A 13,154-nucleotide genomic window follows, 5' to 3' on the forward strand; every position below is an offset into this window, starting at 1 on the left:
CATGTCCCGCGGCGCCGGCGCATCGCGCCCATCCCGCGGCTCGGGCTGCGCCGTCTCCTGCGGGCCCTCGGTCTCGGGCTCCATGGTCACTCCAGTTCCATCCTCGACGAAGGCATCGGCCCGCTGTCCGGCCACGGCGAGGGCACCTGCTCGTTCACCGAGCTGATCAGTGCGTTCAAGTCGATGCGTACGAGGTCCACGTCCGCGATCCGCAGGGTGATGTCGCCCGTGATGACGACGCCGCCCGCGAGGAGGCGGTCCAACAGGTCGACCAGGGCGATCTCCCTGCGCTCCACCACCGTCATCGCGAACGCCCCGCTCCCCCACCGCTCTCCACGTCGTCCCCGGTGAAGGAGTACGCGGCCCAGGGCCCCGTCAGCTCCACCGTCAGGCCCGCGGCGTCCTCGTCCTTCGTGGCGTCCACCAGTTCCACGAACTCCTCGGAGTGCGCGCGGGGCACCAGATACGCGGCGTTCAGGATGTTGCGGCCCGGCGTGTCGGAGAGCGAGGAGTTCTGCGGGGCGTGCAGGCGCGCGTCGTCGGCGTGCCGCGACAGCTCCTCGTGCAGCCGCTGCGCGAAGGCCTCGGCCCGCTTCCAGCCCTCGTCCTGGGCGGTGCGCTGCTGGCGTCGGAGCCGCAGGTAGTCGCGACCGGAGAGCGGCTTTTCGGGGGCCTCGCCGCCGGCTGTCGCGGACGACTGCTTGTCTGAGGACCGGATGTCTGACGAGTGGCCGCCGGATGTCCGGTTGTCTGAGGACCGGTTGTCCGAGGAGTGGTCCGGGCTCTCCATGTGGACCTTGACGCCCCACTCCACGCAGCCGTCGATCCGGTCGAGGATGCGCCAGAACCGCTCGGCCCCGTCCTGCAGCATCGCGCGGACCCCGCTGTCGTCCCGGAAGACGGTCGCGAGGCGCAGCGGCAGCGGGCAGGTGACCGAGGTGAGCGCGCCGATCACCCGCTGGTGGGCCCTGGCGGTCTCGGAGAGCCAGTCCAGGTCCTCCAGGTGCGCGCGCAGGGGCTCCTCGGCGAAGTCCCGCGCCGGGACCGGGCCCACGAGGGCGACCAGGCCCTCGTGGTTGAGCTGCCGGGGCGGGACGCCGCCGACCCCGGTCAGGTCGGCGGCGAGGGGTGCGTCCAGAGGGCGGCACACCGCGTACACGTACCGCAGTTCATCACTGGTAGCGCTCACGTGACTCCTTCTCCGCGGGCTCAAGGGATTCGCGTCCCTCGAGCTCCTCGATACGCCTTCTCAGCTCGGCGTTCTCCTGGGCGAGCTCACCCCGGTGCGCTCCCGAGGAGAGCGCCGGGTCGTTCTCCCACCAGTCGATACCCATTTCCCTGGCCTTGTCGACCGAGGCGACGATGAGGCGGAGCTTAATGGTGAGCAGTTCGATGTCGAGCAGGTTGATCTTGATGTCGCCCGCGATGACGATGCCCTTGTCCAGGACACGTTCGAGGATGTCGGCGAGGTTGGCTCCACCGCCGCTCCCGTAGGGGTCAGGCAGCCGGCCCGGGGTGGCCGTCATCGGCGGCTCCGTCCGCCGCCGGACGACTCGGCGTACTCGCGCCGCTTGTCCTCCTCGGCGTCGGCTTCCTCGTCGTCCTCGTACTCGGCCTCCGGCTCGTCGTCCTCCGGCTCGTCCTCGTACTCGGCCTCCGGTTCGTCGGACCGGTCGTCCGCCCGCTCGTCCGGGCGCTCATCCTCGTACTCGCCCTCGGCTTCGTCCTCGACTCCGTCCTCGTCGGCTCCGTCCTCGTCCTCGTACTCGGCCTCCGGCTCGTCGTCCTCCGGCTCGTCCTCGTACTCGGCGTCCGGTTCGTCCTCGTACTCGGCGTCCGCGTCAGCGCCGTGGTCCTCGCCCTGGTCCTCGTCCTGGTCCTGCTCACGGTCCTCGTCGTACTCGCTCTGAGGGTCGTTCTCGGACTCGTTCGCGGACTCGGACTCGTTCTCGTTCTCTTCGCGCTCTTCCTCCGCCACGGCGTCCTCGTGGCTGCGGACGACCTCGCCGTCGCGGATCTCACCGCGCCAACCGTCGCTCGCCTCGCCGCGGATCGAGATGTGCCGGGCGAAATTCTTGAGGTCCAGGCGTGCCCTGCGGCCCTGGGCGCGCCAGATGTTGCCGGTCTTCTCGAACAGGCCCTTCGGGTAGTACTCGATGACGAGCAGTACCCGGGTGAGGTTCTCCGCGAGCGAGTGGAAGGTGACGACGCCCTTGGTCGTCCCCTTGGCGCCCTCCGAGGTCCAGGTGATCCGCTGGTCCGGGACCTGCTCGGTGGTGTGGGCCTTCCAGCTCCGGCTCGACCAGAAGACCTTCAGCTTCCAGTCGGTGTCCGTGTCGCTCGCCACGGTGGCGCCCTTGACGCCCTTGGCGAACGTGGAGAACTCCTGGTACTGGGTCCACTGGTCGTACGCCTCACGGATCGGCACGCCGACGTCGACGTACTCCAGGATCACCGTGGGCTTCTGGCCCGCGCCGCCCTTCTTCCGCTTGCCGCCGCCGATGCCCTTGACGGCGTCGGTCACCTTGTCCTTGAGGTGGCCACCGCCGATCTCCAGTGCGCTGCGCACCGGGCCCTTGCCCTCGGAGACCTTCTTGCCGGCCTGGAGAGCGAGTTTGCCGAAGCCGGGGCTCTTGCCGTCGGCGATGTCGTTCAGCTTGACCGTGGCGTCGCCCAGCTTGTGGCCCACGCCGACGAGCATGCGCTCCGCCTGGGCCATGAGGTAGGACTGCGCCTCCTCCTTCAGGCGTTCGACGGCGGGGCCGCGCGCGATGTTGCTCAGGGGAGAGTCAGCCATTGTCGCGGCCTCCCTTCGACGTGCCGCCCGAGCGGGCCGAGGTCGCCCTGCGGGCGGTACCGCGGGCCGCGGTGGTCTTCTTCTGCGTGGTCTTGCGCGCCGTCTTCTGGGCGGTCTTCCTCGCCGGAGCCTTCTTCGTGGCCGCCCTGGGGGCGGACTTCGCGTCCGACTTCGACGCGGACCGGGAACCGGAGGACCGCTTGGCCGGCGCCTTGTCGTGCTGCCGGTCGTCGTCGGACGCGGACTTCCGCTCCCGGTCCTCCCGGTCCCCGTCGTCCCTGTCGCCCTCGTCGTCCTCTTCGTCCTCGTCGTCCCGCCCGACGACCTTGCCCTTGAGGTTCTTGGCGTCATCGGGCACGACGCCCGCGATACGGTCCTGGACGTCCAGGGTGCGGTCGTGGAGACGATCGGCGAGACCTTCGAGCTGCCGGTTGAGGAGAGAACCCGTGGCAGCCTTGCCCACACCCCGCAGATCCTGGCGAAGCTGGTCGCCGATCTCCTTGAACTGCGGGTTGTTCTCCAGCTGCTGGGTCACCAGTGAACCCAGCGCCTTGGGGCTCAGGTTGAGCCGCTTGCCGGCCACCATCGTGCCCACGGCGAACGCGAACTTCGCCTTCTTCGTACGGCCGAGGACGTATCCCGCGCCCACGGCGAGGCCCACTGCCAGTCGATTCATCAGAAGTCCTGTCCTGTGCTGTGTTGCAGCCTGTCGAGGAGCTCGTCCTCGCGCCGCTCGAACTCGTCCTCGTCGATCTCGCCCGCCTCCAGGCGTTCCTCGAGCCGGGAGAGTTCACGACGGATGGCCGAAGGGTCGTAGTACTGCCGCTCCGCCTCGTCGACCACCTGCCGCAGCACCCAGAGGGAGCCGCGGGCCGGGGCGAGGGGCAGCATGAGCAGTTCGCCGATCAGTCCCATGCCGTTGCTCCGCTACTCCGCGGGCTGCGAGGGCCCCGGGTCGACGAAGCTGTACGGGGGAAGCGGTCCGTGCACCCGCAGTTCCAGCTGCGGCTGGTTGGCCCTCAGTTCCTCGACCGCGGCGAGCAGGCCCTCGGCCGAGTCGCGGTGCACCAGGAACGAGATGTTCGCCAGCCAGCCGGTGCCCTCGGGCCCCGGTTCGATCGCCTCGGCGGTCGGTTCGAGGGCGCGCCGCACCTCGACGGCGTCGCTCTGCTCACGGGCCCGCACGGTGTTGGACACCGCCTCGCCGAGCTTCAGCTTCTCCTCCTGGGAGCCGCCGCCCTGACGCTGGTTGGCCTCGACCATGGCGCGCAGCTCCGGGTTCTCGGCGAGGACCTGGTGCAGCACGGCCTGTTCGTTGTGGGAGGCCTTCACGTTGTACTCGACCTTCCCGTCGAGTGCGCGCAGCCGCTCGCCGTAGTGCTCGGCCCGCTCGCCGAGGACGCTGACGACCGTCTCGTCGTCCGGCGCGAGGCTGCCGAAGCGCATCGGCAGCACGGAGCCCGCGGCACCCGCCTCGGAGAGGACGTTCTGGTGGGCGAGCAGGTCGCGCCGCTTGGGCTTGAGGTCCTCGGGGGCGTCGCTGACGATCGCCGCGAGGTCACCGTGCTTGAGGACGCGCACGGTGCACGCCGGCTTGCCGATGCCCTCCATGCCGTCGGGGAGCGCCGGGTGGGCGCTGCTCGCGATGCCGTAGACGTAGGTGGTCACTCCTGCTCCTCCTTACGGCGCGACGAGGTGGAGCGCCGGGCGCGCGGGCGCTCCTCGCGCTGGCCTTCCTCACGGGACTGCTTGAAGGCGTCCGATATCGTCTCGGCCGCCCCGGAGAGCGCGCCCTTGGACTTGCCCTTGGCGCCGGACTCCGTGATCTCGCCCACGAGGTCGGGCAGGCCCGGGTCCTTCTTGGGGCCGGATTCCAGGTCGAGGCGGTTGCACGCCTCGGCGAAACGCAGATAGGTGTCGACACTCGCGACGACCACACGGACATCGATCTTCAGGATCTCGATGCCGACCAGTGAGACGCGAACGAAGGCGTCGATGACGAGTCCTCGGTCGAGAATGAGTTCCACGACGTCGTACAGGCCGCTGGAGCCGCCTCCGCCGCCGGACTGTTGTGCCGGAACCACAGTCATACCGTTGAGCCTCCTTGAGTCTTTTCTCTTCCTTGTCTTGGTCTTGCGCGGGCACGTCTGTTCGGCCCGTTGGGGTGCTGATGTACGTGCGTGTGCTTGTGCGTGTGTTTGTGGGTACGGGGCCGGGCGCGGTCTAGCGGCCGGCGCCGCGCGGCTCGGAGCGCCCGCGCTCATAGCGGCGGAGCCGCCGGTAACCGGTGAGCTCACCCTGCGGGTCGAGCTGCACCTCGTAGCTGGCGAGCAGGCTCATCGTGTCGGGGACACGTGCCAGTTCGAGGACTTCGACCTCCAACAGCCAGCCGTTCTCGGTGCGTTCGAAGGACGACACCGACTCCGGCGTCATGCCGGTCAGCTCGGCGAGCTGCTCGCGCGCGCCGCGGAGGACCACCATGGGGCCCGGGGTGGCGCTGCTCCTGCTCTCGCCGCCCTCGCCGCTTTCGCTCCGCGCCTCCGTGCCGTCGTCGTCCCGGTCCGGGGTCTCGTCGGTCATCTGCTCGTCCTCCGACGGCTGGTCCTCTGACGGCTGGTCCTCTGTCAGCTCGTCCTTAGACAGCTGGTCCTCTGACGGCTGGTCCTCTGACGATTGCTTGTCCGACGTCTGCTTGTCCGACGTCTGCTTGTCGGACGTCTGCTTGTCCGACGTCTGCTTGTCGGACGTCTGCTTGTCCGACGTCTGCTTGTCGGACGTCTGCTTGTCCGACGTCTGCTTGTCCGACGTCTGCTTGTCGGACGTCTGCTTGTCCGACGTCTGCTTGTCGGACGTCTGCTTGTCCGACGTCTGCTTGTCGGACGTCTGCTTGTCCGACGTCTCGTCATCAGAGGGCCGCTCGCCTGACGACCGCTTGTCCGACGACTGCCCAGCGGGCGTCCGTTTCGCCGAAGTGCGTTTGGCGGAGGCCCGCTTGGCCGGCGCCTTCTTCGCCGGAGCCCGCCTGCCAGAGCTCTGCTTGTCTGAGGACCGGTTGTCTGAGGACTGCTCGTCCGAGGTGCGCTCGTCGGAGGTCTGCTTGTCCGACGTCTTGCTGTCGGTCATCTCGCCTCCCGATTCTGAGTCTTGGCGGCGGTGGGCGTTTCGCCTGGTCTATCGCCGTCTGTCGTCTTACACGTCGTATTGGCCATGTCCACCTCCCCCTCCGGATTACCCGGAAAGCCTTGGCCAAACGTGATCCATAAACCTTGGGAGCCGGGCCTCCGATGCCCTCAGCCCTGCAGGGCGCCCAGCTTCCTGCGGGCCGGGCCGAGGGACCGTCCGGTGCGCGGGAAGTCGGCCCACGGGTCGCTGCGGGCCTGCTCCAAGGCGTTGTCGATCGTCCAGTGGCGGGCGTGCACCGCCGGGTCGTCGAGCTGTTCCCGGGCAATGGGCATGGCCACCGGGGCGCCCGGTGCGGCGCGTACGGAGAACGGCGCGACGGCGGTCTGCGCGTACGCGTTGCGCTGGACGTCCAGATAGAGCCGGTCGCCCCGCGCCTCCTTGCGGGCAGCCGTCGTCAACTGGTTGGGGTGGGCCGCGGCGAGCGTGTCCGCGACGTCCTTGGCGAAGCCGCGGACGTCGTCGAAGTCATGGCGGCCGTTGAGCGGCACCACGACGTGGAGTCCGCGTGAGCCCGTGGTCATCAGGGCGTACGGCAGGCCGATGTCGTCGAGGAGCCCGCCGAGCAGCCGCGCCGCGTCCCGTACGGCCGCGAAGTCGTCCTTCGCGGGGTCCAGGTCGAAGACCAGCCGGTCGGGATGGTCGATCTCGCCCGTGCGGGAGAGCCACCGGTGCAGCGTCACGCAGGCCTGGTCGGCGAGGAAGAGCAGCGTCGCCGTGTCGTCGCAGACGGTGTGCGTGACGGTGCCGCCCTGCTTCGCGACCTCAGCGCGCGTGATCCACTCGGGGTAGTGGTCCGGGGTGTCCTTCTGCATGAAGCGCGGCCCGGTTACGCCGTCCGGGTGACGCTCCAGCATCAGGGGGCGTCCGCGCAGGTGGGGCAGCATGAAAGGGGCGACGGACCGGTAGTGGTCGAACAGGTCCGCCTTGGTGTGACCCTCGCCGCCGGTTCCCGAGCGGCCCCCGCTCGCGGCCCGGGACGCGCCCCCGTCCCCGTCCCTGTCCGCGTCGGGCGCAGGGAACAGGACCTTCTCCGGTCGGTTCAGCTTCACGGTGTGGCGGCCGGCCCGCACCGTTCGTGCGTCGTTCATGGCGTTCCCTTCGGCTCGGCCGGTCCGTCGGCTCGGACGCGGGCCGCACGGGTACCCGGCCACGGGCCCGGTAGTCGCCCCAGGTCGCCCGTCCGGGGGGTGTCAGCCCCGGCCCTCCAGGGTGGTTGGCCCCACCCGCGACTCGGGGGAGAACGGGCGTGACCTGCGGCTTCCCCACCGGCAGGATCGAAGCCGACCCTTTCGGACTCCCTCGGTGAGGCCCGCCATGACCCGGACCAGCCCCCTCGGCCCCGACGCCGCTCCCGACCCTGCTCCCGCCGCCACTCCCCCCAACACGCCCGCCCCCACTCCCGATCCCACCGCCAACCGCACCCCTGACGCACACCGGCCCCCGCGCCAACGCCCCCGCCCCCACCCGCGCCCCGGAGAACCCCGCCTGCTCCCCCGCGGTCTCCCGGGAGCCGACGGGGAGCGGCCCGCGCCCGACGTCGTGCGCGGGGCCTTCGCGCTCTGGCTCACCGCGGTCGCCGCGGGCGTGTTCGAGACCGTGCTCGCCATGGTCAGGGCGCTCACCGAGGCCGACGCGTCCACCGGCGGCCTCGCCGCGGGCCTCGCCCTGCGCGTCGCCGTCTACTCGGCGGCCGTCCTCGTCGCCGTGCGGATGCGCCGCGGCGCGAACTGGGCGCGCCTGGCCCTGGCCGGCGTGCTCGGCGTCCTCGGCACGCTCTCCCTGGTGATCGAGCCCGTGCGGTGGCTGGCCGACGGGCACACACCCGGAGAGGCGTTCCGCCACCTGGACGCCGTGGACGTGCTGTTCGGCGCGAGCCGCGTACTGCACCTGGCGGCCGTGCTCGCGGCGGTGACGCTGATGTTCCGCCCCGCCGCGAACACGTGGTTCAAGAAGTGACGCGGCGCTCCAGGGCGGCGGCCGCCGGGTGCGGCGCCGTCACCGTACGACGCCCTGCTCCACCAGGAGCCGTGCCGCCGCCGCGATCGACTGGGCGTCGATGCCCGCCGCGCGGAGCTGCTCCTCGGGCGACGCGGAGCCCGGCATCGTCCGTACGGCGAGCCGCACGAGGCGCGGCACCGGGCTGCCGTCGGTGAAGGCGTCCATGACCGCGTCGCCGATGCCGCCCTCCTCGCGGTGGTCCTCGACGGTGATGAGGCAGCCGGTGCGCTCGGCGGCCTCGCGCAGCGTCCTGCGGTCGACCGGCTTGACCGAGTACAGGTCGATGACGCGCACCGGGATGTCCTCGGCCGCAAGCAGTTCGGCGGCGGCGAGCGCCTCGTGGACGGTCACCCCGGCGGCGACGACGGTGAGCCGGTCGGCGTCGGAGGAGCGCAGGACCTTGGAGCCGCCGACGGGGAACTCCTCGCCGGGCCCGTAGATGACCGGGGTGTCCCCGCGCGAGGTGCGCAGGTAGCGCACGCCTTCGAGGTCCGCCATCGCCTCGACGAGCCGCCCGGTCTGGTGGGCGTCGCACGGGTAGAGGACGGTGGAGCCGTGCACCGCGCGGAAGGCGGCCAGGTCTTCGAGGCCCATCTGGGAGGGGCCGTCCTGGCCGATGGCGACGCCCGCGTGCGAGCCGACGAGGTTGATCCCGGCGCCGCTCACCGCCGCCATGCGGACGAAGTCGTAGGCGCGGGTGAGGAACGCGGCGAACGTCGCGGCGTACGGGACCCAGCCGCGCGCGGCCATGCCGACGGCGGTGGCGACGAGCTGCTGCTCGGCGATGTAGCACTCGAAGTAGCGCTCGGGGTGTTCCTTGGCGAACCACTCGGCGCGCGTGGAGTCCCCCACCTCACCGTCGATGGCGACCACGTCGCCGCGCGCCGTGCCGAGCGCGGTGAGCGCCCGGCCGTAGGCGCCGCGGGTGGCGACCTTGTCGCCCGTCTCGGAGCGCGGCAGGTCGAAGTGGCCCGTGCCCTCGGCGTGCGGGGGGCGTGCGGCGGCGGGTTCGCGCACCTCGACGTGGACGCGGTGTTCGCCGCCGAGTTCCGCGATCGCCTCCGCGGCGTCGGGGAGCGGCTTGCCGTGCTGCCCCTCCCGGTTCTCGACGGCGGCGACGCCCTTGCCCTTGAGGGTGCGGGCGAGGACGACGGTCGGCTGCCCGGCGGTGGACGCCGCCTCCTGGAAGGCGCGGTCGATGGCGTCGACGTCGTGCCCGTCAACCTCGACGGCGTGCCAGCCGAAGGCCTTGAAGCGGTCGGCGTAGGCGTTCAGGTGCCACTCGTGGCGGGTCGGGCCGCGCTGGCCGAGGCGGTTGACGTCGACGATCACGGTGAGATTGTCGAGGTGTTCGTACCCGGCGTGCTCGGCCGCCTCCCAGATGGAGCCCTCGGCCAGCTCGCTGTCGCCGCACAGCACCCAGGTGCGGTACGGGACGCGTTCGAGCCGCTTGCCGGAGAGGGCGATGCCGACGCCGACGGGGAGCCCCTGGCCGAGCGATCCGGTGGCGGTCTCGACCCAGGGCAGCGCCGTCGGTGTCGGATGGCCCTGGAGGCGGCTGCCCTCCTTGCGGAAGGTGAGCAGCTCCTCGTCGGTGAGGGCGCCCGCGGCCTTGTAGGCGGCGTAGAGGAGCGGCGAGGCGTGGCCCTTGGAGAGGATGAAGCGGTCGTTGCCCGGATGGTCGGGGCGCTCGAAGTCGTAGCGCAGATGGCGGCCGAGGAGTACCGCCATCAGGTCGGCGGCGGACAGGGAGGAGGTGGGGTGCCCCGATCCCGCGGCGTCCGCGGCGCGCACGGAGTCGACGCGCAGCTGCTGGGCGAGGGTGGCGATGTCACTGCTGGTCATGCGGGTCCTCCCGGTGGTTCGCCCGGTGGCGCGAAGGCTCCTGGGCGTGGGGGTCGTGGCGGTCGTCGGTGGGGTGGGGCGCGGCTGCCGGGAACCGCGCGAGTCCGGGCGACGCGGTGTCCAGGGGCGCCGTCGCCGAGCGGACCAGGCCGAACTGCACGGCCTGGCGTGGCAGTAAGGCGTCCAGGAGCCAGTCTGCGGCCACGCGGACGCGGTTGCCCGGCATGGCGGCCAGGTGGTGACCGCGGGTGACGGCCCCGGCGAGCGGTCCTGACAGGGGGATGCCGAGCGGGTTGGCGGCGGCCTTGGCGCCGCCGAGGTCGACGGTGGACCCCAGGTCGCGGTGGCGGTAGCGGCGCCGCGTGCCGTGGCCGAGGGTGGCGGCGACGTTGTGTGCGGCGGTGGCGCCCTGCCGCCAGGCGTGCCGGGCCGTCATGGGGGTGTAGCGGCCCGGATGGTGCTGGTCGGGCACGGCCGCGGCGTCGCCGCAGGCGAAGACCTCGGGGTGGCCGGGCACGCTGAGCCAGGGGTCGACGCGCAGCCGCCCGCGCTCCAGGGGCCTGCCGAGGCCCGCGACGAGCGGATCGGGTCGCACGCCGACGCACCAGGCGAGGGTGCGCGTGCCGATGAACTCGCCGTCGTCCAGGAGGACGCCCTCCGGTGTGGCCTCCTTGACCGAGGTCCCGGTGCGGACGTCGACGCCGCGCCCGCGCAGCACGCGGTCGGCGGTGGCCGACAGGCGTTCGTCGAGTCCGGGCAGGACCCGGTCCGCGGTGTCGAGCAGCAGCCAGCGGGGGCGGATGCCGTTCCACAGCGCCCCCTTGCGCACCAGCGCGTCGGTGAACAACCGTCCGTGCGCGGCGAGTCCGACGCCCGTGTGGCCCGCGCCGGCGACGACGAAGGTGCAGCGCGCCCGGCAGGTCTCCGCGTCGGGCGCGGCGGCGGCCAGCTCCACCTGGCGGGTGATGTGATCGCGCAGGTAGAGCGCCTCGGGCAGGCCGCGGAAGCCGTGCGTGTGCTCGGCGACGCCGGGCACGGGGAGCAGCTTGTTCGCGCTGCCCACGGAGAGCACGAGACGGTCGTACGACAGCTCCCCGCGCGTTCCCTCCGGGTCGGTGTACGTCACCTTGTGCTGTTCCAGGTCGACGCCGTCGGCCTCGCCGAGCACGAGGCGTACGTCCGGCAGCGTGCCCGGCAGGGAGACGGTGACGCGGCGCGGTTCGAGGACGCCCGTCGCCACGTGCGGCAGCAGGGGCAGATGGAGGAAGTGGTCGGTGGGGTTCAGGAGCGTGATGCCCGCCTTCCCCCGGGCCAGGCGGGACAGGGTGTGCGCGGTGCGGTAGCCGGCGAATCCGGCTCCGATGATGACGATGCGAGATCGGATCACGGTATGCCTCCGGCGGGTCGGACCCTCCGCGTGCCCGACCCCGCGCACGCCAAACTCCGGCGCGGCGGACGTCGGGGCCGCCTCCGGAAGGGCCGGAACACGAGGTCCGGCGGCCCGTGGAACGCCGTTTGCCCCGGCACGCCGGGGTTACCCGGTCAGAGCCCGGCGACCGCGGGTTCGGCTCGGCCGAACCGGTCGAACGGGACCCGTGCGCACGTCTGTGGCCGCCGCGGGCCCGTGTGCCCCGCCGCCGGCTCCCCCACGCCGCGCACCATGGACACAGGAAGATCCCGATGAAGGACGCAGTTCCCATAGAACGGCCCGTCGTCTCCGCCTACACCGTGCCCGCGGACGCTCCCGAGGCGGACGGCACGTTCGCCTGGGAGGCCACGACGATCGTCGTCGCCGAGGTCAGCGCGGGCGACGCCACGGGAACCGGCTGGACCTACGCGCCCGCGGCCACCGCCGCCCTGGTCGACGAGCAGCTCACTCCCGCGGTCCTGGGGCTCGACGCCCTGGACATCCCCGCCGCTCACATGGCGATGACGAAGGCGGTCCGCGACACCGGCCGCTCGGGCGCCGCCGGATGCGCCATCTCGGCGCTCGACATCGCCCTGTGGGACCTGAAGGCACGCCTCCTCGAACTCCCGCTCGTCCGTCTCCTCGGCGCGGTCCGCGACGAGGTCCCCGTCTACGGCAGCGGCGGCTTCACGACGTACCACGACACGCATTTGGCGGCCCAGCTCAACGGCTGGGTGCACGGCCAGCACATCCCGCGCGTGAAGATAAAGATCGGCGAGGCGTGGGGCCGGGCGGCGGCCCGCGACGTGTCGCGGGTGCGCACCGCACGCGACGTCATCGGCCCGCAGGCGGAGTTGTACGTCGACGCCAACGGCGCCTACACGCGCAAGCAGGCGGTGCGGGTGGGCAACGTCCTGGCCGAGCAGGGCGTCGGTTGGTTCGAGGAACCGGTGTCCTCGGACGACCTGTGCGGGCTCGCGCAGGTCAGGGACGCGCTGGTGTGTGACGTGGTGGCGGGCGAGCACGGCTACGACCTGCCGTACTTCGCGCGCATGATCCGCTCCGTGGACTGCCTCCAGGTGGACGCGACGCGCTGCGGCGGCCTCACCGAGTGGCTGCGCGCGGCGGCCCTCGCGCAGGCGCACGGCCTGGAGGTCTCGGCGCACTGCGCGCCGCACGCGCACGCGGCGGTCGCGGCGTGCGTGCCCAATCTGCGGCACGTCGAGTGGTACCACGACCATGTGCGCATCGAGTCGATGTTCTTCGACGGGGCGCTCGACCCGACCGGCGGCACGATCCGCCCGGACGGCGGCGTCGGGCACGGCCTCGAACTGCGCACGGACGAGGTCGAGGAGTTCCGCGTGCTGTGACCCGGGGCTCAGGGCTCAGCGCCCGCCGCCGGGCGCGGGCGTCGAGGGCGGCATGGGCGGCGGCGCCGGGATGCCGGGGCCGCCGGGCGCGCCGGGGACGCCAGAGGCAGAGGGAGAGGGAGCGGCGGCGGGAGCGGCTGGAGCGTCCTGCCGCCCCGTGCCGGGCGCGCCCTGTCCGCTCCGCGGGTGCGCCGCGCCTCGCAGCAGCACCGCCGCGAGGCCGAGCAGCACGGCGACGACGAGGGCCGCGGCCCAGTCGGGCAGGCCGAGCGTCAGGGCGAGGCCGACGGCCAGGGCGACCGCGGCGCCCGCGTAGAGCGCGGCGGCGCCGGACGCGGCGTACAGCGTGGCCTTGCGGCGCTGCCTTTTGGTTTGTTCGCGCAGCTCCGCGCGGAGTTCCTCGCGGACCGTACGGACCAGCTCATCGGTGAGCGCCTTGTCGAGCGGCTGGTGGGCGAGGCCGGTCGGAGTGGTCTTCTCGAAGCCCGTCATGGCCCCCGGGTACCCGGGCCGCAGGGCCGGTAACGGTGTGACGCGGCACACACCTTGACGT

15 protein-coding genes are annotated in these 13,154 nt (G+C 72.1%); 2 read left to right on the forward strand and 13 right to left on the reverse strand.

Annotation, left to right across the window (positions count from 1 at the left end; genetic code table 11):
- Positions 1 to 86: 86 nt before the first annotated feature.
- The 10 genes from DCW30_RS24060 to ligD all read right to left on the reverse strand — a co-directional run bounded on the left by DCW30_RS24060 (position 87) and on the right by ligD (position 7,068).
- Complete coding sequence (locus DCW30_RS24060; protein ID WP_062777635.1) at positions 87 to 305, reverse strand: gas vesicle protein; 219 nt, start codon at positions 303 to 305, stop codon at positions 87 to 89.
- Positions 302 to 1,189 (reverse strand): GvpL/GvpF family gas vesicle protein, encoded by an 888-nt coding sequence (locus DCW30_RS24065; protein ID WP_237283332.1) that lies wholly within the window; start codon positions 1,187 to 1,189, stop codon positions 302 to 304. The genes DCW30_RS24060 and DCW30_RS24065 overlap by 4 nt, the downstream gene beginning before the upstream one ends.
- Positions 1,173 to 1,526: a gas vesicle protein gene (locus tag DCW30_RS24070; RefSeq protein ID WP_076683421.1), complete on the reverse strand. Its 354-nt coding sequence runs from the start codon at positions 1,524 to 1,526 to the stop codon at positions 1,173 to 1,175. The genes DCW30_RS24065 and DCW30_RS24070 overlap by 17 nt, the downstream gene beginning before the upstream one ends.
- A complete protein-coding gene (locus DCW30_RS24075; protein WP_079249916.1) occupies positions 1,523 to 2,797 on the reverse strand; it encodes an SRPBCC family protein in 1,275 nt (424 codons plus the stop codon). The genes DCW30_RS24070 and DCW30_RS24075 overlap by 4 nt, the downstream gene beginning before the upstream one ends.
- Positions 2,790 to 3,473 (reverse strand): DNA primase, encoded by a 684-nt coding sequence (locus DCW30_RS24080; RefSeq protein ID WP_076683423.1) that lies wholly within the window; start codon positions 3,471 to 3,473, stop codon positions 2,790 to 2,792. Before DCW30_RS24080 ends, DCW30_RS24075 begins: the two co-directional genes overlap by 8 nt.
- Complete coding sequence (locus tag DCW30_RS24085; protein ID WP_062777642.1) at positions 3,473 to 3,712, reverse strand: gas vesicle protein GvpG; 240 nt, start codon at positions 3,710 to 3,712, stop codon at positions 3,473 to 3,475. Before DCW30_RS24085 ends, DCW30_RS24080 begins: the two co-directional genes overlap by 1 nt.
- 12 nt (positions 3,713 to 3,724) lie before the next feature.
- On the reverse strand, positions 3,725 to 4,465 hold the full coding sequence (locus tag DCW30_RS24090; protein ID WP_076683425.1) for a GvpL/GvpF family gas vesicle protein: 741 nt from the start codon (positions 4,463 to 4,465) through the stop codon (positions 3,725 to 3,727).
- Positions 4,462 to 4,887, reverse strand: a complete 426-nt coding sequence (locus tag DCW30_RS24095) for a gas vesicle structural protein GvpA (RefSeq protein WP_062777645.1) — start codon at positions 4,885 to 4,887, stop codon at positions 4,462 to 4,464. Before DCW30_RS24095 ends, DCW30_RS24090 begins: the two co-directional genes overlap by 4 nt.
- A gap of 133 nt (positions 4,888 to 5,020) precedes the next feature.
- Positions 5,021 to 5,377 (reverse strand): gas vesicle protein GvpO, encoded by a 357-nt coding sequence (locus DCW30_RS24100; RefSeq protein ID WP_076688643.1) that lies wholly within the window; start codon positions 5,375 to 5,377, stop codon positions 5,021 to 5,023.
- A 710-nt stretch (positions 5,378 to 6,087) separates the two neighbouring features.
- On the reverse strand, positions 6,088 to 7,068 hold the full coding sequence (gene ligD / locus DCW30_RS24105; protein WP_076683427.1) for a non-homologous end-joining DNA ligase: 981 nt from the start codon (positions 7,066 to 7,068) through the stop codon (positions 6,088 to 6,090).
- A 226-nt stretch (positions 7,069 to 7,294) separates the two neighbouring features.
- Between ligD and DCW30_RS24110 the strand changes: the two genes are divergently transcribed.
- A complete protein-coding gene (locus DCW30_RS24110) occupies positions 7,295 to 7,936 on the forward strand; it encodes a hypothetical protein (RefSeq protein ID WP_123985574.1) in 642 nt (213 codons plus the stop codon).
- A gap of 39 nt (positions 7,937 to 7,975) precedes the next feature.
- Here DCW30_RS24110 and DCW30_RS24115 read toward each other — a convergent pair whose 3' ends face one another.
- Together DCW30_RS24115 and DCW30_RS24120 are read right to left on the reverse strand one after the other, a co-directional pair.
- Entirely contained in the window at positions 7,976 to 9,823 is a 1,848-nt protein-coding gene (locus DCW30_RS24115; RefSeq protein WP_076683429.1) for a transketolase, read from the reverse strand.
- Positions 9,810 to 11,210: an NAD(P)/FAD-dependent oxidoreductase gene (locus tag DCW30_RS24120; RefSeq protein ID WP_076683430.1), complete on the reverse strand. Its 1,401-nt coding sequence runs from the start codon at positions 11,208 to 11,210 to the stop codon at positions 9,810 to 9,812. Before DCW30_RS24120 ends, DCW30_RS24115 begins: the two co-directional genes overlap by 14 nt.
- Positions 11,211 to 11,503: 293 nt before the next feature.
- On the opposite strand from DCW30_RS24120, the gene DCW30_RS24125 reads away from it, so the two are divergent.
- Positions 11,504 to 12,601 carry an enolase C-terminal domain-like protein gene (locus DCW30_RS24125; RefSeq protein ID WP_076683432.1) on the forward strand — a complete coding sequence of 366 codons (1,098 nt, stop codon included), beginning with the start codon at positions 11,504 to 11,506 and terminating at the stop codon, positions 12,599 to 12,601.
- Between the two features lie 15 nt (positions 12,602 to 12,616).
- Here DCW30_RS24125 and DCW30_RS24130 read toward each other — a convergent pair whose 3' ends face one another.
- Entirely contained in the window at positions 12,617 to 13,093 is a 477-nt protein-coding gene (locus DCW30_RS24130; RefSeq protein ID WP_076683434.1) for a phage holin family protein, read from the reverse strand.
- Positions 13,094 to 13,154 lie beyond the last annotated feature (61 nt).

This window comes from Streptomyces alfalfae (assembly GCF_004127445.1).
GTDB classification, from domain to species: Bacteria; Actinomycetota; Actinomycetes; order Streptomycetales; family Streptomycetaceae; genus Streptomyces; species Streptomyces alfalfae.

Bases quoted from the DNA above. Each gene is read 5' to 3' on its own strand.
- DCW30_RS24060 (WP_062777635.1), bottom strand. From the start codon at position 305: ATGACGGTGGTGGAGCGCAGGGAGATCGCCCTGGTCGACCTGTTGGAC.
- DCW30_RS24070 (WP_076683421.1), bottom strand. From the start codon at position 1,526: ATGACGGCCACCCCGGGCCGGCTGCCTGACCCCTACGGGAGCGGCGGT.
- DCW30_RS24075 (WP_079249916.1), bottom strand. From the start codon at position 2,797: ATGGCTGACTCTCCCCTGAGCAACATCGCGCGCGGCCCCGCCGTCGAA.
- DCW30_RS24080 (WP_076683423.1), bottom strand. From the start codon at position 3,473: ATGAATCGACTGGCAGTGGGCCTCGCCGTGGGCGCGGGATACGTCCTC.
- DCW30_RS24085 (WP_062777642.1), bottom strand. From the start codon at position 3,712: ATGGGACTGATCGGCGAACTGCTCATGCTGCCCCTCGCCCCGGCCCGC.
- DCW30_RS24095 (WP_062777645.1), bottom strand. From the start codon at position 4,887: ATGACTGTGGTTCCGGCACAACAGTCCGGCGGCGGAGGCGGCTCCAGC.
- DCW30_RS24100 (WP_076688643.1), bottom strand. From the start codon at position 5,377: ATGACCGACGAGACCCCGGACCGGGACGACGACGGCACGGAGGCGCGG.
- ligD (WP_076683427.1), bottom strand. From the start codon at position 7,068: ATGAACGACGCACGAACGGTGCGGGCCGGCCGCCACACCGTGAAGCTG.
- DCW30_RS24110 (WP_123985574.1), top strand. From the start codon at position 7,295: ATGACCCGGACCAGCCCCCTCGGCCCCGACGCCGCTCCCGACCCTGCT.
- DCW30_RS24115 (WP_076683429.1), bottom strand. From the start codon at position 9,823: ATGACCAGCAGTGACATCGCCACCCTCGCCCAGCAGCTGCGCGTCGAC.
- DCW30_RS24125 (WP_076683432.1), top strand. From the start codon at position 11,504: ATGAAGGACGCAGTTCCCATAGAACGGCCCGTCGTCTCCGCCTACACC.
- DCW30_RS24130 (WP_076683434.1), bottom strand. From the start codon at position 13,093: ATGACGGGCTTCGAGAAGACCACTCCGACCGGCCTCGCCCACCAGCCG.